Below are 19,250 nucleotides of genomic sequence, written 5' to 3' on the forward strand. Positions count from 1 at the left end.
GGTGACTCATTTCGTAGGCACGCCAGAGCTGAGTGACTTTCTGGCGATTTTTAATAGTGCATGATTAGCACGGCGGGCAGCGCGGAATAAGGGGGCGGGGACGATGGGTCGCAAAATCAAAATCATTCTTGGCGCGGTGGTGGTGATCGGCGTCGGTGTCGGCATCTATGCCCTCGACAAGTTTCTCGACGCTATCCACGTAAGCCTGCCGGAATATCAAGCGACGAAGAAGACCGTCTGGCTCGACCAGAACGTGAACAACGATAAAAAGGAGCTCGCGTGGTTCTATCACGCCGACCAGGGGACACGGACCTTCGGCATACCCCTTGAATGGTTCGAGGCGCTGGAGCAGCCGGTCATCACGCTGACGGCCGCCGGCCTCCTCAGCGACCCGGCCTATCTGGATCGCTACGGCTTCATTCCGGACGTGATCGAACCCGGCAAAAAGTCGCTGCCCATCGGCTTCGCGTCGGGCAGTACAATGTCCGACGCATCGGGCAATCCATGGCGCAACCCGCGCTCGAAAAAGGACATGACCGGCCTCGGGTTGACCTGCGCGGCCTGTCATACGGGACGGTTCACCTACAAGGACACGACCGTCATCATCGACGGCGGCCCGGCGCTCACCAATCTCTTCAACCTGAAGCAAGGGATTGGGGTGTCGCTGTTGCTGACGCGAATCCTGCCGCTCCGCTTCCAGCGCTTTGCCGAGCGGATCCTCGGGCCTGACGCAACGTCCGCCGACCGCGCGTTGCTGAAAAAGCAGCTCATTCTGGTCCTGAACCAGTACAACAAGGCGAAGAAACTCGAAGACAGCGTTGCGCCGCTCAGTATCGTGGAAGGTTACGGGCGCCTCGATGCGCTCAACCGGATCGGCAACCAGGTCTTCTCCATCGACCTCAACAATCCGAAGAACTACGCCGCCTCGTCGGCGCCGGTGCACTATCCGCGGATCTGGAACACGCCCTGGTTCGACTGGGTGCAGTATAACGGCTCCATCATGCAACCGATGGTGCGTAATGCCGGCGAAGCGCTGGGCGTGTCGGCGGAGCTCAATCTGATCGACCCGTCGAAAGGCCTGTACAAATCGAGCGTGCAGGTGAAGACGCTGGACAAGATGGAAAGCATGATCAAGGGCGATCCGCCGAGCGCGGAAAAAGGCTTCTCGGGCCTGAAATCCCCGAAATGGCCCGGCACTATCCTCCCGCCCATCGACGAGCCGCGGGCGGCCCAGGGTGCCGAACTCTACAAGGCCATTTGTCAGGATTGTCATCGCCCGCCTGTGACGAGCAAGGAGTTCTTCGACTTCAACAACAAGAAATGGTGGACGACGAACGAGGCCGGCCAGCCGATCGTCGTGGTCGAAAACATCCCGATCAGCCATGTCGGTACCGATCCCGCCCAGGCGACGGACATGATCAATCGAACGGTCGAGCTTCCCTCAAATCTCGGTATCAAGGCGTACGCGTTCGCGGACGCGCTCAAGGATGTGGTCGAGAACACCGTCAATTTCTGGATCAAGGAGCAGGAACCGCCGCCCTTGAGCGACAAGGAGAAGGCGAACATCAACGGAAACATGCCCAACAAGATCCAGGGCGAACTCGCCTACAAGGTCCGCTCGCTCAATGGAGTCTGGGCCACGCCGCCCTATCTCCACAACGGTTCGGTCCCGAACATCGAGGCGCTGCTGGGCGCGGCTGAGAACCGGCCGAAAACATTCTATCTCGGCAACCGCGAGTACGATCCCGTGAATCTCGGTTACAGCATCGAACCCCTCACCAACGGGTTCGAATTCGATACCTCGCTACGCGGAAATTCCAACAGGGGTCATGAATTCACCAACGACGAGAAGGCCTACGGCCGTGTCGGACGCGCATTGGCGCCCGATGAGCGAAAGGCGCTGATCGAGTACCTCAAGACGCTTTGAGTTGAGGCCATTGAAGCTCAGGCGGCCGGTAGACTGACCGGCACGCTCTGGGCGTGGTGAAACAGATTGTCGGGATCGTATTCCTGCTTCACGGCAACGAGGCGGCCGAGATTGGAGCCCCAATAGGCGGTCGCGTAATCCGGCAGGTCGAGATCGCAATAGTTCACATAGGACGCGCCCGGCAGATGGGGCCGCATCGCGGCGTAGACCTTTGCGACTTGCGCAACATGCACGGGCGTATCCGCCGCGCGGGTCCAGCTCGAATAATACTGGATGCAATATTGCGTGCCGGCCCGGCGCGGAAACGCGGTGGCGTCGGCCGCGACATCCGCAATCTTGCCGCCATAGGAATCGCACAACAGGACCACGCCGCCGACAGGGATCGGCGCGACCGCCGCCATCATGTCGCTTATGCCGGCCGTGTCGAGCGGGGTCAGCACGTAATCGGACTTGGCTTTCATGTAGACCGACTCATAGTCGAGCGGCCCGGCGAAATGCAGCACCGCATTGAGGAAGCTCAGCGACTGCACCGACAACGGCCTTGACGCCGTCGCCAGTGTCGTGAGCGTCTGCAGCTGATTGCGCAACTCGGTCTCGGTGCCGACCGACTGGCCGATGCAACGCATGGTGATCAGGCCATTTCCCGCGGGGCCGACCTTCATGATCGACGTGATCGTGCTGGGCGCGTTCGGCGCCCAGGCCTGCCACGCCGCGAACATCCGCGCGGCATGCGCCTGCGACAGGGTCCAGGAGACGCCGAACACCAGCGCCGTCTGCAGCGGAAAGGCGCGGATCACAAATTGCGTGGCAACACCAAAACTGCCGCCACCGCCCCCGCGGCAGGCCCAATAGAGATCAGGCTCGGAGGTGGCGCTCGCCTGCAAGGTCCGGGCCTGGCTGTCGATGACAGTGACTTGCTGAAGGCTGTCGCAGGTCAGGCCGTGCGACCGCGCCAGCAGCCCATGGCCGCCGCCCGTCAGGTGCCCGGAGATGCCGACGGTCGGACAACTTCCGGCCTGCAGCGCCAGGCCCTGGGCGGCCAGCGCCTGATAGAGGTGATACAGCGAAACGCCCGAGCCTGCGGTAACCAGACCGGCGGTCTTGTCGACCGAAATCGTGCTCAGGCCGCGGACATCGATCACGACATCGACCGACTGGGAAAAGCCTTCGTAGGAATGGCCGCCGCAGCGGACCGCAAATTTCAGATTGTTGGTACGGACCCAATCGACCATGACGGCGACGGCGTGTTCGGTCTTGCACACCGCGCGGAGCGACGGGCTGAGCTGCGTGCGCCTGTTGGCGGCCGGCAGATAGTCGGCATAGTGCGCATCTGACGGCTTCAGGAACAGCACGTCGGTTGCCGGAAGGTTCGGCAGCGGCGGAAGCGGCGCGCTGGCGGCAGCGGGCGGTGGCGGAGCGGCTGCGGCCGGCTCTACGCCGACGGATGACGGCATTTCGGAGGCATCGAATTCATCGACGCGAAGCGGATGTTCCATGGCATTCCCTCCTGCGATCTGATCGACGTCGAAACGGCAATCAGCAATATTACGGCAGCTCCGCGGGCAGACCGTGCGGATCGACCGCGGCTGCGATCAGCGCCGGTCCGTTGAAGGCCTTTGCCGCGGCCAGCGCGGCATCGAGCGCGGCGGCGGTATCGACTGCTTGCGTGAACGGCACGCCGAGCGCGCCCGCGAATTTGACGAAATCCCATTGATTGAGGACGGCGTAGGAACGCGGCTGGTTCGCCGCATTGTTGAAGAATGATGGATCGACCAGAAACTGTTCGTAACCATAGATGCCGTTGGCTATCACGACGATGACGGGGTCGCAGCCATGCCGCACCATGGTCGACAGGGTTTGCGCCGTCATGTGAAATCCACCGTCGCCGCAGACGACCAATGGGCGGCGGTTCGAGCCGAGCGACGCACCGACGGCGGCGGCGACCGAGTGCCCGATCGAGGCCCACACCGCGCTGCACAGAAAACCATCGCGGCCCATCACCGGGAGGTTGGCCGCCGAATAGACGCCAAGGAACGTATCGGGGATGACGAGCCAGGAATGGTCCAGCGAGGCTGCGATGCGCTCGAACACCTGGCTGTAGGTCAGCGCACCCGCAGCCGGCCCCGGGGGCACAGGCAATGCCCCGATCGGCGCCGGCGCGGGCGGCTTTTTCGCGGCCTCCGTAATAAGCGCGGCAACCAGCGTAGCAAGCTCCGCATTCTGCTTGGCGCCGGCTTTGATCCTCACCTTGCCGTCATAAACCTGGACCATACGGCCGAACGAGCACTGCACCAGGTTGGCAAAGGTGTTGGGAAAGACGCATCCCAGCGTCAGCAGCATATCGGATTGCTCGACCGCGTTCTTCACATCGGCATGCGAATGCGGCGGGTCGTACACGCCGACCCAGCCGTCGCCCTGCTCCGCGAGCGTGGCTTTGGACTGCAGGGCGGTCGCCCATCGCACGCCCAGTTTGGCGATCAGGCCGGCCACCGCATCGGCAAGGCCGTAGCGCTGAATTTCAGTCCCGACCAGGATCAGCGGCGATTGCGCGGCGCGGATCAGCGCGACAATGGTGGTGGCAAGCGCGTGTTCGGTGCCGGCAGGCGGCGTGGTGACAGGCAGCGGTCCGCCCGGCATCGGGCAGGCGGCATCCCAGATGCTCATGTCGATCTCGATATAGACCGGCCGCTTGCTCCTGATCGCGGTCGAGATCGCGTCGTCGACGATGGCGGGCACCTCGCTGGCCTTGCCCGCGCGCGCAGCCTTTGCGGTGACCAGTTTGTAGGCGGCGAGATCGGTCGCATCCTTGCCGAGCGAGTGGGAGAACACGATGTCGTACTGGTGCAGATTGGCGATATTCATCGCCGTCGGCCCGCCATTGATCACGACGACGGGGCTGCGTTCGACATAGGCGCCGGCGATCGCATTGATCATGCTCAGCGTTCCGACACCGTAGGCAACCGACACCGCGCCAAGCCCCTTGGTGCGCGCATAACCGTCGGCGGCGTAGCCGGCTTCCAGATCGCTCGCCGCAACGATGGATTTGATGCCGTGGTTAGGCGCGGCATCGAACAAGGGCGCGCAGTAGGCGGCCGGCACGCCGAACAACCGGTCGACACGTTGTTCGCTGAGCCGTTTCAAAATGTAATCGGCAACGGTGAAAGCCACGCCTCTGCCCCCGACAATCGATGAAAATCATCCGTCTTGAAATCTCAGGCCACCGGGATGTCCGGATTGACGATCGGGGCATGATCCGGATGGTGAATATGGATATCGGGCAGCGGCTTGACCGGCGCCTTGCCGAATTGCGATGCGATGTGATCGACCAGACCCTGGCACACCGTGGGATCAGGCGTCTCATTGTTGACGCCGACCTCGAAAGTCCCGCCGATCACGACGTGGTCGGCGCGCGGAAACATGTATCCGTTCTGGCCATAGAGATATTTCAGCGCGGCTTGCGGCGGCAGCATCGCCAATTGTCCCTTGATCGGCTGCATTTTCGTATCGCTGAACAGCGTCATCGAGCCGAGGCCGGTGCAATTGATCAGGATGTTCTCCGTCACCGACGCCAGGATGTCGGACTTGCCGGTAAATTTCCTGTTCACGAAAACGGCGCCGCGCGCCCTTAAGTCCGCCTCTAACCTGGCGAGAAAGATGGGCGGCTCGATCAGCAGGGTCTGGTAGACGAAGCCGGGCTGGGTATGGCCCTCGAACGGTAGTCGCGCCAGCGACTTCCGTGGTGGAATGAGGCCCGGCGCCAGCTGGATCACGATATCCAGATTGTGCGACGACGTGGCCGTGTAATTGGGCCGTTCGGAGACGCCAAAACCCTGACCGATGCTCGCCTTGAAGGTCGTATAGGCGGTCTTGATGATGTCGGTCAGTTCGCGCTCTTTGCCGGAGTATTCCACGACCGACACGGCCCACTGGCCGCCCGCTTTCGAGGATGTGGTCTCGAGCGGCTTGCGATCCGAATAGATCGTGACCGCCAATCCCAGATCGAGCATCCTTGTGGCCGCGGTCAGGCCCATCACGCCTGCGCCCAGCACCGCCACTTTGGTATCCTGCGTGCCGACCAGAAAGCCCTTGACGATATCGTGCACCTTGCCCGCGCAGCCCCAGCTCAGGGTGATGCCGGCGCCGCCATGCCCGTAATTATGGACGATGAACTTGCTCCCGATGGTTTCGCTATCCAGCCGATAGGAGCCGTTGCGGTAGGGCCTCACACCCGCAATGCATGCGCCGGGCAAAGTGGGATCGTAGGTAAAATCGGGCGTCGGCAAATTGGGCGTGGTTGCCATATCCATTCCCCTGCAAAAATTCGAAGCGCGCGAAAGCGCAAAATGACTCTTAACTTAAAGTTGCCAAGAAAATAGATTGACGCTCATGCTTGTACGCCAATTTTCGCGACAAGAAAAGCGTTACGCGCGGCGACAATTGGGTGCAGGGATCGCGGCGTGCGACTTGCGGTTCGGCCGGCCGCGACCGCGACGGAACCATCGCCGGCCCGCCGGCATCGTGACGCGATTGACCGCCGGCGCGCTTTGGGCTGATGTAACGCGCCTGATTGCCGCGACCACCGCGTCAGCGCACCCAAAAAAACAAGAACAATCTCTGGCAGGAAATTTTCCATGGTTCCCAGCCCCCTGAATGAGCCTGAACGTCGCCCGGAAGTCGACGCGGTTTTCGATGCGGTCGTCGTCGGCGCGGGTTTCGCCGGCCTGTACATGCTGCACCGCCTTCGCGGCCTGGGTTTTACGGCGCGGGTTTATGAAGCCGGCGGCGGCGTCGGTGGCACCTGGTACTGGAACCGCTATCCGGGTGCCCGCTGCGACGTCGAGAGCATGCAATATTCCTTTTCGTTCTCGGAGGAACTCGATCAGCAGTGGGACTGGTCGGAAAAATACGCACCCCAGTCCGAAATCCTGGCCTATGCCAACCATGTCGCCGACCGCTTCGATCTTCGCCGGCACATCCGGTTCGACACCCGCGTCACCGCGGCAAGTTTCGACGAAGCCGCAAAATGCTGGCGCATCGAGACCGACCGCGGCGACAAGGTTTCCGCCAAATTCTGCATCATGGCGGTCGGCTGCCTGTCGGCGGCCAACCATCCGCCGTTCAGCGGGCGCGAGGATTTCAGCGGCCCTGTCTATCACACCGGCGAATGGCCGCACGAAGGCGTCGACTTTACCGGGCTGCGCGTCGGCATCATCGGCACCGGGTCCTCGGCGATCCAGTCGATCCCGATCATCGCGCAACAGGCTTGCGAGCTAACGGTATTCCAGCGCACGGCCACTTACTCCGTCCCGGCATGGAACGCCAAGCTGACCCCGGAATATCGCAGCAGCATCAAGGCCGACTACCCGGCGCTTCGCGCCAAGGCCCGGGCGCGGCCGACCGGCTTCTATTTCCCCTTCAACATGCAACCCGCTTTGGAGGCGACGGAGGAGGAGCGCGAACGGCAATATCAGGAAGCGTGGGAACGCGGCGGCCTGCCGTTTCTCGGCGCCTATGGCGACCTGTTGTTCGAGAAAGCCGCCAACGACACCATCGCCGAGTTCGCGCGCCGCAAGATCCGGAGCATCGTCAAGGATCCGGCGACGGCGGAGCTGCTATGCCCGGACAACGTGTTCGGCTGCAAACGGCTGTGCGTCGATACCGGCTATTTCGAGACGTATAATCTGCCGCATGTAAAACTGGTCGATGTGTCGAAGACGCCGATCGAGCGCTTCACGGCTGACGGCATCGAAGTCAACGGCGTCGGATACCCGCTGGACGCCATCATCTACGCCACCGGCTTTGCGGCGATGACGGGCTCGTTCGACAAGATCCGGATTACCGGCCGCAATGGCATAACCTTGGCCGAGAAGTGGCGCGCCGGCCCCCGCGCCTATCTCGGCGTGGCGACCGCGGGCTTTCCCAATCTGTTCACGATCACCGGACCGGGCAGTCCGTCCGTGCTGGCGAGCATGATCCAGGCGATCGAGCAGCACGTCGACTGGATGGCCGATTTCATGGCGCATCTGCGCGACGTCGGCGCGGCGACCGTCGAACCGCTGCCCGACTTTGAGGATGAATGGGTTGAGCACGTCAACGAAGTGTCAAAAGTCTCGCTGCGGTCGACCTGCAGTTCCTGGTATGTCGGCGCCAACATCCCGGGGCGACCGCGCGTCTTCATGCCTTACATCGGCGGCTTCCCGGTCTACGTTCAAAAGTGCAACGAGGTCATGACCAACGGGTTCGAAGGTTTTGTCATCGATGGCGCCAACGCCGGCAACGAAGCGCCGCGCGTGCGGTTGACCGAGCGATGGCGCGTGCCGCTGGATATCGAGGTGATTTCACCGGCAGCGGTTGCCGCCAGGCGCGTGCCGGTGGTCTGAAGAGACCGGTGGCGAGGACGTCAATCGAACTGCGGTGACGCCTCGACAAAACCTTCTCCGCACTCCTCCGGCGCGAACCGCGTCAACCACAGCACGCCGAAAGCCGAAGCGACCAGGGCCAGCGCAACGAAGCCCATGATATCGGATTGCCCCCGGGTAAACAGCACGCTGCCTATTCCGGAGCCGATAGCCTGGCCGAGATACAGCGCCGTGTTGTTGATCGCGACCGAGGCGGTCGAGAGCCTGGGCGCCGTCGCAATCAGCCTTACTTGCTGCATCGCGCTCGCGGCGGCAAAGCCGAGACCCCAGATCGCGGCGCCCGCGGCCATCAGGGGATAGAGACCGGTACCGGCGGCCCATAATGCGGCGCCGGCAACGATGCAGACCATGAAAACGGCTGACGTCTTGAACGCGCCCCATCCCTTGACGAGCTGAGCGGCGGCAACATTGCCGACGAGCGTCATCGCGCCGAACAGCATGAACACGATCGCGATCCCGTGCGGTGTCGCACCGGTGAATTGCGTCAACAGCGGTCCGACGAACGCGATGACGACGAGTTGCCCGGCGGCCAGCAGGCAGGTGATCAACAACAGCAGCAGCAATTGCCGGCTGCGGCAGACCGCCCGCCAGGTCGCAAAAATCACCGGAGCGCCCTTGAGCCCGCTCGGCATGGCGAGCAGAAGGGCAAGAAAGCCCGCTGCCGCGAGCGCGCCGATCAGGCCGTAGGTCTCTCGCCAGCCGATCAGCGGCGCCGTCACCGAAATCAACGGCAATCCGACGGCGATCGCAAGCGCCCAGCCAAGCAGGACCGACGCGATCAGCGAGGCGCGCTGGTCATCCGAGCCCAACAGCGCCGCGGTACCGGCTGCGAGCGACGTAAAGGCACCGGCGAAAGCGAGCATTGCCAGGCGAATCCCCAACAGGCTTGCGTAACCGGGTGCGAACGCGGAAGCGAAATGGCCGAGCGCAAGCCACAGCAATATCGCACTCAACAGCAGGCGCCGGTCGAAGCGGCTGGTGAGCCAGGCCACAAAGGGCGGCGACAGGCAGACGACGATGGCGCCAAGACTGATCAACAGCCCCACGGTCCCGATCGGGACGCCGAGACCGGACGCCAGATCCGCCAACATTCCCGTCGGCAGAAGGATGCTGAGACCGACAATAAAATTGCCTAGGGCCAAAGCGCCAACGGTGAATTGCCTGCTGAACACTCGTATCGTCCCAACCAAACGGACCTGCAACGGTACGAGTTCCGCCGACGAATTTCGGCGAATAACAGCATTTGCTGTTCGCCGTCACCGGCAACTACAAGATGGTCACTCTTCAACAACGCTCGCTAAGATAGCAGACCTGCCTTCGGCGTCAACTCTGGACAAGTTACAAGACAAGTCAATCGTCTTGCGTCGAAGATTCGATGCTGGAGGCGACTTGCGGCGATCTCGATTTTATCGGCGATCGACGATTATCTGCTGGCAACCAGCCGCAATCGAGGCTTCAGGGTGTCCTGGAGTTCTAGCTTGAGCCGTTGGACGCGGGGATCGTCCGAACTCGCCGCACAAATGGAATATTGATTGACCGATCGCGCGAGCGCGCGCCGCTCTTCCCCGCTTTTCGTCAGCTGCGGACTGGACAGTCGCAAGACGATCCCTCCGAGCTGCACCAGCAACTCATCAAGCGCCCGATCCATCGCGGCCAGCTCACGCATCGCACCGCTCCCTGGATGAGGAGTAATGGATGGCCGAGCCGGCTGTTCCCTGCGCTCGGTCTCCAGGGATAACCAACCAAATGGGGTATCAGCGTATCAAGCGCAGGCTCCAATTTGCTTGAGAGATTCGGTCGCAATTTAAGAAACGGCAATTTCGGAAAATTCAGCCGGGTTCTCGCCTTTCGGGTTTCACGGCTGCCCTGCCCCGTGCCTGCGTGGCGTAATAGACTTGCGCCACGGCTCAACGCGTCGGGCAAATGAACGGATAATTCTTGTTGTCGATAATTGGGACGATTCCGAAAAAATCGTTCAGCACCGACTCGGCCGTGCAAAACGCGCCTTCCACCCAGGCCTGATCGTTCGAATAGGCTTCACCGACGATGAAGATGTCGGCGTCGGCACCGTCGATCAATTGCGAGGGTTTGCGGATCTTCTGCTGCACATCGCAAATATTGTAGTGCGCGGCATAGGCGTGGTAACCGGCGCCGAAGGGCGGCAATGACCAGTCCATGTAACGCGTTTCCAGCGGTTCCGGCACGAAGCTGAAATCCGATTGCGGCCCGAAATGAATGGCCGCCAGTTGCTGGCGCAGCATTTTCACCATGACGGGCGGCGCCTTGCGCGGGCCTTCCAGCGGCTGGGTATCCTCCGAAATCGGGACTTTCCGGTTGGTGTCCGGCCCGAGTTCGAGCTCTTTCCAGAAATCGGTGTACATCTCGTCGTCGTAACTGGCGAGCAGGCCATAGACCGGCGCCACGGCTTGATCGCGCGCGTTGTTGCCGAAATAGACCACCTGGCGAATCGGCGTATCGGTCACGCTCGGCCCGATGGTGTTGCGAACGGCCGCCGCGAGCAATTGCTCTTCCTGCTTCACGGTGAGGCGCTCCCGGATGGCGTGTTCGACGGCCTGGATGAAGCTGGGCACTGAAGCGTACGGCGTTTCGAGAACTGCGTTATCCTTGTTCTTCATCGCAGCGATATAGTTGGCGGGAAAGCCTCCCTTGGCCAGTCGATCAAGCACGGCCAGCGTGACTTCGTAGCTCTCGATCGGCGCCGGATATTGCAGCGCCGGATTCGTCGTATCGGTCCACCATTGGTGATCGAAGAACATGCCCACCTTATAAGACGGCTGCATGATCGCCGACTCCAGATAGAGCTGTACTTTCTGGTGATTGAGAACGTCGAGGCCCTCGTGGTCCTCGTAGCGGGTGGCCTGCGCCACCAGATCGATGGCGTGGCGCGGCATCGCCAACCACGCCGCGTCCGTGGTTTTGGTAGCCGATTTCTTGTTCGGGCTCTTGCGGGTGGCGATGGAATAACGGGTCGCATTGCCGATTTTCAGGATCGAATGCAGCCTCGTATCGGGGTGGTATTCGAAACTGATACCCTTTTCCTTTGCCAGTTTCACGATCGCATCGAACAAGGCGGTGAAGATACCGGAATAGCCCGTCGTGAGCGTCTTGTATTCGGTGCCAGGGGTAAATTCGTTGTTGGACTGCAGCGCAACGGCGGAATTCCAGTTGATGACGTTGGAGGTGTAACCGTTGCCGTCGGCCGTATAGCCGTAGCCTTCCGAGCCCAACTGGTCGAACATCAGATTCCAGTAGCCGATGTCCTTGAATAGTTCGCCGCGCTGGAACACCGACGATTCCGGCAAGTCCACGGCTATGCGGCCGTTCTGATAGAACTCACACCACGCAGCCCGGGTCTGCGGCAGCGTCTTCTGGGTCCCGGCCAGACTCTCCACCGTGTTGAAGCCGTTGTCGGGCGAATCGTCGGCGCCGTAATGATCGACGTAATACGGCGCGGGGTTGGCCGAGGTGATGGCGTTGAGATACATGTTCTTGGTGCGCAGGTAGAACAGCGGATTGGTCGATTCGTTGAAGGGCACCGAATATTTGTCGAGGCCCATCTGCTTGATCACGGTCGTGACCACCCGGTGTCCACCGGCCTCGCCGCCATTATCCCCGTTCCAGTCCGAATAGCGCATCCCGCCCAATTCCAGATAGGCGTTCTTCTCGTCGTCCTTATAATGCCAGGTGCAGACGCGCGCGCCGGCGGCGCGGCTTCCCGGATATTCTTTCGAGAAATCGTACTTGCCCCAGTCGTAGAGTTCGAGGACGTCGCCCTTGCCGAGCTGCTTCGCCTTGCCCTTCTCGCCGGCCACCGTGCCGTCCAGCAACCGCCACGCGGTATAAAGCCCGGACGCGCCGGCACCGAAGATCGAATAGGTTTTCGCCATGATTTCACTCCACTCCAAGCCGGAGCATCTGTCTGGGCAGGTCCTTTTCGGGGATGACGACTTCGACCAATGAAGGCAGGTCGGTCGGCTTCTTGAGTTCCTGCAGCACTGCGTTCAGTTCGCTGACGGTCGTCACGCGATAGCCCTTGGCGCCGAACGCCTTGGCCAAAGCGAGATAGTCCCATTTGGGCAGGATATCGAAGGTATCGAACTTATGTTCGGGACCGGATTCAAAGGCGGTGATGTCGACGTAGACCTGCTCGATGGCGTAGACCGCGTTGCTCATCACGAACATGACGGCGTTGAGCTTGTTTCTGGCCAGCGTCGACAGCGACTGGCAGACCATCATGAAACCGCCGTCTCCGGCGACGGTCCAGGCCCGCTTGCCGCTGCCGAACTGCGCGCCCGACGCTGCTCCGGTCTCGAAGCCGATGCACTGCCACGCCGCCGATCCGATGAAGCTGCCCTGCGACAGGCCGTAGGCGTTGGTCGCCACATACAGCGCCGAACTGACACCATAGGTCATCACGATCTGATCCAGCATGTTGTTGTCGTGCAGGAACTTCATCGAGTGCTGGAAGAAGCGGTTGTAGGTGATGGTCTCGGGCTTGTCATTCCAATGCGGATCCGAATTGGAAGCCCACGGCTCAGGATAGGGAGGCGGGGGCGGCGCTATCGTCGAAAGCGGATAGCCTTTGGTGTTCTTGAAGCGCGCCAGCAAGGCTTCCATGAAATCCTTCATGGTGACGCCTTCGAAGATGAAATAGCCCACCCGTATCTGTTCCGTGGTGGCCAACACCATGTCGGCATATTTGTTTTCGATGAACCACAGATAATCGTCGGTAATGATCGCGCCCAAGGTCAGGAAGCAATCGGCTTGCACGACGAGGTCGCGCACGCTCTGGATCGAGGCGGCGTCGGAATAGGTGCCGATGAACTTGTTGCCCTTTTCATCCAGCACCGTCTTGCCGAGCGTGGTGGTGGTGTAGAGGAATCCGCTGGCATCGATGATTTGCTGCAGCAGATCCGACAGGCCGTGACGAAGCACCTCGACACCGGCAAAAATCATCGGATCTTTCGCGACGGTGATTTGCGCCCAGGCCGCGGTGACGGCATTTTCAAGCGCCAGCGGTTCGCTCTTGAACGTGAGCGGCTGCAACACGTCGTCGGACGGTTTCAGACACGGCTCACCCCAGACTTCCTTGTAACATTCGATGTAGACCGGCCGCTTGTAGGTGATCGCGGCAATCAGCAGATTGTCGATCTTCTCGGGCGCGCCGACCGACGTGCTGAGCGTCTCGGCCGCCACGGTGACCTGCCGGTACACCTCCTGGTCGGCCGGCAAATTGCCGGTGGAATGGTGATAGAGCACGTCGTACATCCTGGTGATCTGCCTTGCGTCGGCGCCGGGCGTCGCGCTGATCACCACCACCGGGCTAAATTCAACGTAAGCCCCGGCAATCGCATTGAGCGCACTGAAAGTACTGACGCCATATTGCAACGATACGGCGCCTAAGCCGCGCGTGCGCCCGTAGGCGTCGGCGGCGTAGGCCGCATCGAGTTCGTTGATGGCGCCGATGGCATTGACGCCGGGGAAATGCTCCAGCGCCTGGGTGAAATGCTTGACGTAGTCACCCGGGATTTGAAAGACCTCGGTGACGTCAAGCTGTTTCAATCGGGTGAGGAGATAATCTGCGACCGTAAATGGCTGTTGTGTCATTTCGCTCCCCGCCCGCCCGCGCCGACAGGCCGATGTATGTCCGTGCGCCGGCGCAGCGCCCGTCATCTTGCTAGGTGTCTTTCAGCAATACAACTAAAAATTGTTATGCGTATGTGTGGGTAAATTCACAAATCCGTTTTGCGCAGGGAGCGGATGCTGCGGGCGAATCGCGTCTTGCGAGACTTGCACGAAATTTCATCGATCCGACCTGGAGCGGATCGAGGTGCGGCCTTGTTTTGCATTGTTGGTGCGACATACAGTATCGAGACCGACATTAACGGCTCAGCGAGGTTCGATGAGCACCGCATTTGCCCTGGCCGGCCTCGGCGGGTTCAACGCCCACGGCGCGGGATTCCTGGCCGCCGCCAAAGCGTGGGGCATCCAGCCGGAACTGGTCACCGCGACCAGCGGACAGATTCTCGTGCTCGCGGACTGGCTGCGTGGCGCGGATGATCTAAGGGCAAGCCTGATCTCGCCCGGCCAGGACGGCAATCCGGTCGCCCAACTCCAGACGATGTTGTTCGGCTATCCCGGCGTGTTCAAACCGGCCTACCAGCAGGCGTTTGCAAGGTTCGCCTCGCTGCCGAATTTCAAGGAAAGCCCGATCGAAATCTTCGCCGACCGTTTCCTCCCCGCGCAGCAATATGTGCCCGACCGGCCCGAAAAATGCTTTCAAACCGTCGCCGATATATTCAACGAAAGCGCGACCGGTGTTGTTTTCAACAGCTACGACCTGGCCAAGGGAACCGGCGTTCTCTACGGCAATGACGCCGCGAGAAAGGCGCTGCCGCCGGACAAGGCCTTCCAAAACAGGCATGCCGCCGAGGTGAAGCAGGATCCGCGCGAAACTGACATGCGCTATGTATCTCATGAAACCGCCGAGACCGAAATTCATCCGATCGATGCGGAATGCGTCAAATCCGCCTTGTGGCTGTCGCTGTACGGGTTTCAGAACATGCCCGTCGGCAGGATGGACGGCGCCTATCATCGCTCCTGTATCGTCTCTGAACTGCACAATTTCGACCGCGTCTTTGTCGCGCGGCCGCTCGCGAATGCCTGGATCGGCAGGGCACCGAGCAATTGGTTCGAGGTCCAGGATTGGCAGTGCGAGATGTGGTTTTCGGTCGGCTACAAGGCCGAGGTCGACGCGCTCAGGCGTATCAACGATTTGATCGAAGACGGCTTCATCACCCATTCGAAATTCAAGAAAGTCGAATTGGTGGAAATCGAGCCGAAAACGCCGGCGGGATATTTCAACTATTTCGTCGAGCGCAACAAGGTGTACGACGAGGCCTATCGGCTGTCGGAGCAGAAGTTCGCTAAGCTCGGCTTGCGCAAACCGGTGAAAGCGGCCGGGCTAAAGCCTGCACCCGGCTTCGAATAGCAGCCGCGCATCCCGGCTCAACGTCCCCGGAATACCGGCTTGCGGCGTTCGTTGAACGCCCGCACCCCTTCGCGGCGGTCTTCGGTGGGAACCAGACGGTTATAGGCCTCGATCTCGAACGCCAGGCCGTCCCACAACGACATCTGCATGCCGCGATGGATGGCTTGCTTGGCCTGACGTACCGCGATCGGCCCGTTGGCGGCAATCCGCCGGGCGATGCCGAGCGTGGTCTCCAGAAGATCCTCGGGTGCGACGACGCGATTGACCAGCCCCCATGCTTCGGCCTCGAGGGCGGTAAAGGGAAGGCCGGAAAGGATGAGCTCCTTCGCCCTGCGCTCGCCGACCGCCCGGGCCAGGTTCTGCGTACCACCCGTTCCCGGTATGATTCCGAGCGTCACTTCCGTCAACGCAAAGCGCGCATGGCTGACGGCGTAGATGAAATCGCAAGCCGCGGCGATCTCGCAGCCGCCGCCATAGGCGGCGCCGTTGACCGCAGCGAGCACGGGAAGCGGACATCCCATGATCGCCCGCGCCATTCGCTCGAAGATCGCGTGCTGCGCTTGCCAGCTTTGGTCGGTCATCCCGTTGCGCTCCTTGAGATCTCCGCCGGCGCAAAACGCCTTTTCGCCGCTGCCCGTGACGATTACGGCGCGCAGGCCCTCCAGATCGATCGAGAGCGCTTCGAACACTTCCATGAGATCGAGGCCCATCCGCGTATTCAGCGAATTGGACACGTCCGGCCGATTGAGCGTGACAAGCAGGATTTGATCGTCGTACCGGCTAACGACGATGGTCTCAAACTCGGATCGCATCCAACTCTCCTCTTTCGACCAAACCTCATATTCCGCTTCTGTCCGGCGCGAGGCAACCAGCCAGAACGCAAGACGCATGTGCGGCAGGCCGCAATTGCCGGCGCCGCACGCGATCCCTATGCTGCCGCCGTTGCCTTTTGTGAGGACCCGCATGATCACGCCGCTCGATCCCGTCATCGCCGAAATCATTCCGCTGCTGCCGCTGCGCGATCCCGCGACAATGACGCCGCAGAGCGCGCGCGATGCGTTACGCGCCCTCGCCGCGGCGCGCGCAGCGATACCGCCGCCAGCGGTGAGGAGCGCCAACGATACCAGGGTGCAGGGCGCCGCCGGTCCGCTCGCCGCACGGGTCTACCGGAATGCCGACGGGAAATCGCCGACGGTGGTATTTTTCCACGGCGGCGGCTGGGTCGCCGGCGATCTCGAAACCCATGACCGGCAGGCGCGGCTGCTCGCGATCGAGACCGGCGCCGTCGTGATCTCCGTCGACTACCGGCGGCCGCCGGAGACGCGCTTTCCCGGCGCCTTCGAGGACGCCTTTGCCGCCGTCAAGGACATCGTCGGACGCATCGCCGAGTTCGGCGGTGACGCCGCGCGCGTCGGCGTCGCCGGCGACAGCGCGGGCGGCAATCTGGCCGCTGCGAGCGCGATCGCCTGCCGCGACGCCGGCATCAGGCTCGCGGCGCAATTGCTGGTCTACCCCGTCACCGACGTCGCCGGCAATTACGCGGACCGCGAACAGAATGCGCGCTTCCCCTCGCGCGTGGAAAACGCCGAAGGTTATTTCCTGTCGCGCGCGGTGATGCAATGGTTCGCCGGCCATTATCTTAGCCATACCGGCCAGGGCACCGACTGGCGCGTCTCGCCGTTGCGCGCAAAAAATCTCGCCGGTCTCGCGCCCGCGATCGTCTGCACGGCGTGGTTCGATCCGTTGCGCGACGAGGGCAAGGCCTACGCCGACGCACTCGCCGCCGCCGGCGTCGCGACGAAATATTACGAAGGCGCCGGCCTGATCCACGGCTATTTCGGCCTCGGCGAGGCCTCGGAAACCGCCAGGCGCGAGGCGCAACGCGCCCGCGCCGATTTCAAGGCGCTGCTCGAAGGCGGTGCGTAGAAGCTGTTGTGGAAAATGGCGATCCCGGCATGACTCGAACATGCGACCTACGGTTTAGGAAACCGTCGCTCTATCCGGCTGAGCTACGGGACCGCGAACCCGCTTAAGTGAGCGGGTGTTGCGAGCTAAATACCAGAGCGGAAGCGTGATCGCCAGCCTTTGAATACGCCCACAATGTCACCGGGCTCGCTTCCAAGGGGCGGACAAAATCGCCGCCGAGCCTTCATGTCCCGCCGGATCTGTCATCAGGAATGGAGATTCCGCGTCGTCGCGCTTTTTTCGCTGGCGCCGGGGCCGCGAAAGGTCCCGAACACGCCGTCGAGCGTGGGATTGCTGACGCCGAACCAGTGCTTCTCGCTGATGAAATGATGACGCAGGTGGTATTGCTTGACCCAGCGTCCCAGCCGCGTGCGCGGCCGGTAGGGAATATGCGCGACGTAGTGCACCCATTCGTAATGCAGGATCGCCAGCATCATCCCGAGCAGGCCGGAGGCCGCGGCCTCGATCCCGAACACCAGCGCAAACAGCCCGGCAGCGACGGCGAGGTTCGGCACCAGGAACCAGAGCGGCAGGAACAGCAAATCCAGCCGGTTCGGCTCGACATGGTGGTCGTAATGCAGACGGTGCTGCAGCCGGCGCGCCGGCGGCCATGACAGCGGGGCTGCGTGAAAGGCAAAACGGTGCATGCCGTATTCGCTGAGATAGAACAGCAGCGCGCCAAGCACGATCATGACGGGTTGCAGCGCCACGGCGCCGAACAGCCAGGCCAGCGCTTCGGCCGCCACGCCCAGCAGCAGCGCCGCGACACCGCCATGACGAACGAATACGAAAATCATCCCCCGCGCCCTTTTTGGTATCGCCTCCGCCCCATCGACCATTCAAGCGAACAGGTTTGGTCAACCCAAGAACTGTTGAAGAACTGTTGAATACCGCTCGTTGCCTGCCATTGCTTTACCCGACACTTTTCAGCCTCGCCAGCACGACGGGTTCCATGAGTTCCGTTTTTGGCGCAGCGCCGGTTTCGGTCTGATCTCGCCCGCCGCTGAGGCTCGCGGGTCGTCCGTTTGAATTTCCGCAACAATTCCAACGGTGCGCGGCTATGTTCCATCGGTCACATCCGGGATATAAGCGCGTAACCCGCGCGGGAAAAATGCCCGGTTCCAGGGTGACAAGCCCGGCCAAAATGGCAACAATCCGCCAAATTCGTGTCTCAAGCTTCGTGTCTTGCGATTCGCCTCTCTCGATTCGCTTCTTGGGAACTCACTAAAGGAAATTTTCGTCCGTGATCGCCTCGCGACCATCTGCGCTTGCTGTTGCCGCGCTCGCCGGATGCGCTCTGCTCACGCCGTTGCGCGCGCAGGCGCAATGGTGGCGCAGCGCGCCGGTCGATTTCGAGGAATGCGCCGACAAGGCCGAGAAGGCCGCGACCAAGCAAGACAAGACGGCGGCGCTGGCCGAATGCAACGCCAAATTCGCCGGCCGCCGCAAGCCGGGCGGCGGCTACACCTATTACGATTTCATGCAGGACCGCACCTTCGATATCGCCGGTCCCAATCCGACGCCGGAAGAGCAGAAGAAAATCGACCAGCAATACACCGTCTATCTGGAGAACCAGCGTCGCAGCACCATCACCGCGGCATTCGTAGCCAAGCAGCAGCAGCCGCAGCCGCAGCCGCAGAAAGTGCCGCAAAGCGTGCAGCAGGTGTCCCTGCGCTCCGAGACTGAAAAGATACCGGTGCCGGTGGCGAGCCCGGTCAAGCAGGCCGCGCGCATCAAGGCATCCAACTGCGCAAAGAGTTCGTTCTCCTGCGAATGGCCGTGGCTCTCGGAGGGAATCGACGGTTTGAAGAAGCTGTTCACTTCGTCGCCGAGCAAGGGCAAGCGGGGCTGACGCCAACGTCGTCATTCCGGGATGCGCCTCTTGGCGCAGGCCCGGAATCCATAACCACGATCGTGAGTGTGGATT

The 19,250-nt window shown here is 61.7% G+C and carries 14 protein-coding genes and 1 tRNA gene; 5 read left to right on the plus strand and 10 right to left on the minus strand.

What is annotated here, in order from left to right:
• Positions 1 to 103: 103 nt before the first annotated feature.
• Positions 104 to 1,927, plus strand: a complete 1,824-nt coding sequence (locus V1289_RS18400; RefSeq protein WP_334398202.1) for a di-heme-cytochrome C peroxidase — start codon at positions 104 to 106, stop codon at positions 1,925 to 1,927.
• A gap of 17 nt (positions 1,928 to 1,944) precedes the next feature.
• Here V1289_RS18400 and V1289_RS18405 read toward each other — a convergent pair whose 3' ends face one another.
• Genes V1289_RS18405 through V1289_RS18415 form a run of 3 tightly spaced genes read right to left on the minus strand, consistent with a single transcriptional unit; the run spans position 1,945 to position 6,228 of the window.
• Positions 1,945 to 3,423 carry an FAD-binding oxidoreductase gene (locus V1289_RS18405; protein WP_334398203.1) on the minus strand — a complete coding sequence of 493 codons (1,479 nt, stop codon included), beginning with the start codon at positions 3,421 to 3,423 and terminating at the stop codon, positions 1,945 to 1,947.
• A gap of 49 nt (positions 3,424 to 3,472) precedes the next feature.
• Positions 3,473 to 5,095: a thiamine pyrophosphate-dependent enzyme gene (locus V1289_RS18410; protein ID WP_334398204.1), complete on the minus strand. Its 1,623-nt coding sequence runs from the start codon at positions 5,093 to 5,095 to the stop codon at positions 3,473 to 3,475.
• Between the two features lie 44 nt (positions 5,096 to 5,139).
• Entirely contained in the window at positions 5,140 to 6,228 is a 1,089-nt protein-coding gene (locus V1289_RS18415; protein WP_334398205.1) for an FAD-dependent oxidoreductase, read from the minus strand.
• Positions 6,229 to 6,558: 330 nt separating this feature from the next.
• Between V1289_RS18415 and V1289_RS18420 the strand changes: the two genes are divergently transcribed.
• A complete protein-coding gene (locus tag V1289_RS18420) occupies positions 6,559 to 8,307 on the plus strand; it encodes a flavin-containing monooxygenase (protein WP_334398206.1) in 1,749 nt (582 codons plus the stop codon).
• A gap of 20 nt (positions 8,308 to 8,327) precedes the next feature.
• On the opposite strand, the gene V1289_RS18425 is transcribed toward V1289_RS18420, so the two are convergent.
• From V1289_RS18425 to V1289_RS18440, 4 genes are all read right to left on the minus strand, one after another.
• Positions 8,328 to 9,518 (minus strand): MFS transporter, encoded by a 1,191-nt coding sequence (locus tag V1289_RS18425; RefSeq protein WP_334398207.1) that lies wholly within the window; start codon positions 9,516 to 9,518, stop codon positions 8,328 to 8,330.
• A 251-nt stretch (positions 9,519 to 9,769) separates the two neighbouring features.
• Positions 9,770 to 10,012 carry a hypothetical protein gene (locus V1289_RS18430; protein WP_334398208.1) on the minus strand — a complete coding sequence of 81 codons (243 nt, stop codon included), beginning with the start codon at positions 10,010 to 10,012 and terminating at the stop codon, positions 9,770 to 9,772.
• Positions 10,013 to 10,253: 241 nt separating this feature from the next.
• Positions 10,254 to 12,254 carry a hypothetical protein gene (locus tag V1289_RS18435; RefSeq protein WP_334398209.1) on the minus strand — a complete coding sequence of 667 codons (2,001 nt, stop codon included), beginning with the start codon at positions 12,252 to 12,254 and terminating at the stop codon, positions 10,254 to 10,256.
• Between the two features lie 4 nt (positions 12,255 to 12,258).
• The gene (locus V1289_RS18440; protein ID WP_334398210.1) at positions 12,259 to 13,974 is read right to left on the minus strand and encodes an alpha-keto acid decarboxylase family protein; all 1,716 of its coding nucleotides are present in this window, start codon (positions 13,972 to 13,974) and stop codon (positions 12,259 to 12,261) included.
• Between the two features lie 295 nt (positions 13,975 to 14,269).
• Between V1289_RS18440 and V1289_RS18445 the strand changes: the two genes are divergently transcribed.
• Positions 14,270 to 15,358: a hypothetical protein gene (locus V1289_RS18445; protein ID WP_334398211.1), complete on the plus strand. Its 1,089-nt coding sequence runs from the start codon at positions 14,270 to 14,272 to the stop codon at positions 15,356 to 15,358.
• 17 nt (positions 15,359 to 15,375) lie between these two features.
• Here V1289_RS18445 and V1289_RS18450 read toward each other — a convergent pair whose 3' ends face one another.
• Positions 15,376 to 16,170, minus strand: coding sequence for an enoyl-CoA hydratase/isomerase family protein (locus tag V1289_RS18450; protein WP_334398212.1), 795 nt, complete (start codon positions 16,168 to 16,170; stop codon positions 15,376 to 15,378).
• Positions 16,171 to 16,321: 151 nt separating this feature from the next.
• Between V1289_RS18450 and V1289_RS18455 the strand changes: the two genes are divergently transcribed.
• Positions 16,322 to 17,284 carry an alpha/beta hydrolase gene (locus V1289_RS18455; protein ID WP_334398214.1) on the plus strand — a complete coding sequence of 321 codons (963 nt, stop codon included), beginning with the start codon at positions 16,322 to 16,324 and terminating at the stop codon, positions 17,282 to 17,284.
• Between the two features lie 16 nt (positions 17,285 to 17,300).
• Here V1289_RS18455 and V1289_RS18460 read toward each other — a convergent pair.
• Positions 17,301 to 17,377: transfer RNA gene (locus V1289_RS18460), tRNA-Arg, on the minus strand.
• 152 nt (positions 17,378 to 17,529) lie between these two features.
• Positions 17,530 to 18,120, minus strand: coding sequence for a sterol desaturase family protein (locus V1289_RS18465; RefSeq protein ID WP_334398215.1), 591 nt, complete (start codon positions 18,118 to 18,120; stop codon positions 17,530 to 17,532).
• Positions 18,121 to 18,569: 449 nt separating this feature from the next.
• Between V1289_RS18465 and V1289_RS18470 the strand changes: the two genes are divergently transcribed.
• Positions 18,570 to 19,175: a hypothetical protein gene (locus V1289_RS18470; protein ID WP_442896188.1), complete on the plus strand. Its 606-nt coding sequence runs from the start codon at positions 18,570 to 18,572 to the stop codon at positions 19,173 to 19,175.
• Positions 19,176 to 19,250: the final 75 nt, after the last annotated feature.

It is taken from the genome of Bradyrhizobium sp. AZCC 2289 (assembly GCF_036924615.1).
Taxonomy (GTDB): domain Bacteria; phylum Pseudomonadota; class Alphaproteobacteria; order Rhizobiales; family Xanthobacteraceae; genus Bradyrhizobium.

Excerpts from the sequence above, each read along its gene's own strand:
- V1289_RS18400 (WP_334398202.1), top strand. The coding sequence starts at position 104 with ATGGGTCGCAAAATCAAAATCATTCTTGGCGCGGTGGTGGTGATCGGC.
- V1289_RS18405 (WP_334398203.1), bottom strand. The coding sequence starts at position 3,423 with ATGGAACATCCGCTTCGCGTCGATGAATTCGATGCCTCCGAAATGCCG.
- V1289_RS18415 (WP_334398205.1), bottom strand. The coding sequence starts at position 6,228 with ATGGCAACCACGCCCAATTTGCCGACGCCCGATTTTACCTACGATCCC.
- V1289_RS18420 (WP_334398206.1), top strand. The coding sequence starts at position 6,559 with ATGGTTCCCAGCCCCCTGAATGAGCCTGAACGTCGCCCGGAAGTCGAC.
- V1289_RS18430 (WP_334398208.1), bottom strand. The coding sequence starts at position 10,012 with ATGCGTGAGCTGGCCGCGATGGATCGGGCGCTTGATGAGTTGCTGGTG.
- V1289_RS18435 (WP_334398209.1), bottom strand. The coding sequence starts at position 12,254 with ATGGCGAAAACCTATTCGATCTTCGGTGCCGGCGCGTCCGGGCTTTAT.
- V1289_RS18440 (WP_334398210.1), bottom strand. The coding sequence starts at position 13,974 with ATGACACAACAGCCATTTACGGTCGCAGATTATCTCCTCACCCGATTG.
- V1289_RS18445 (WP_334398211.1), top strand. The coding sequence starts at position 14,270 with ATGAGCACCGCATTTGCCCTGGCCGGCCTCGGCGGGTTCAACGCCCAC.
- V1289_RS18450 (WP_334398212.1), bottom strand. The coding sequence starts at position 16,170 with ATGCGATCCGAGTTTGAGACCATCGTCGTTAGCCGGTACGACGATCAA.
- V1289_RS18455 (WP_334398214.1), top strand. The coding sequence starts at position 16,322 with ATGATCACGCCGCTCGATCCCGTCATCGCCGAAATCATTCCGCTGCTG.
- V1289_RS18465 (WP_334398215.1), bottom strand. The coding sequence starts at position 18,120 with ATGATTTTCGTATTCGTTCGTCATGGCGGTGTCGCGGCGCTGCTGCTG.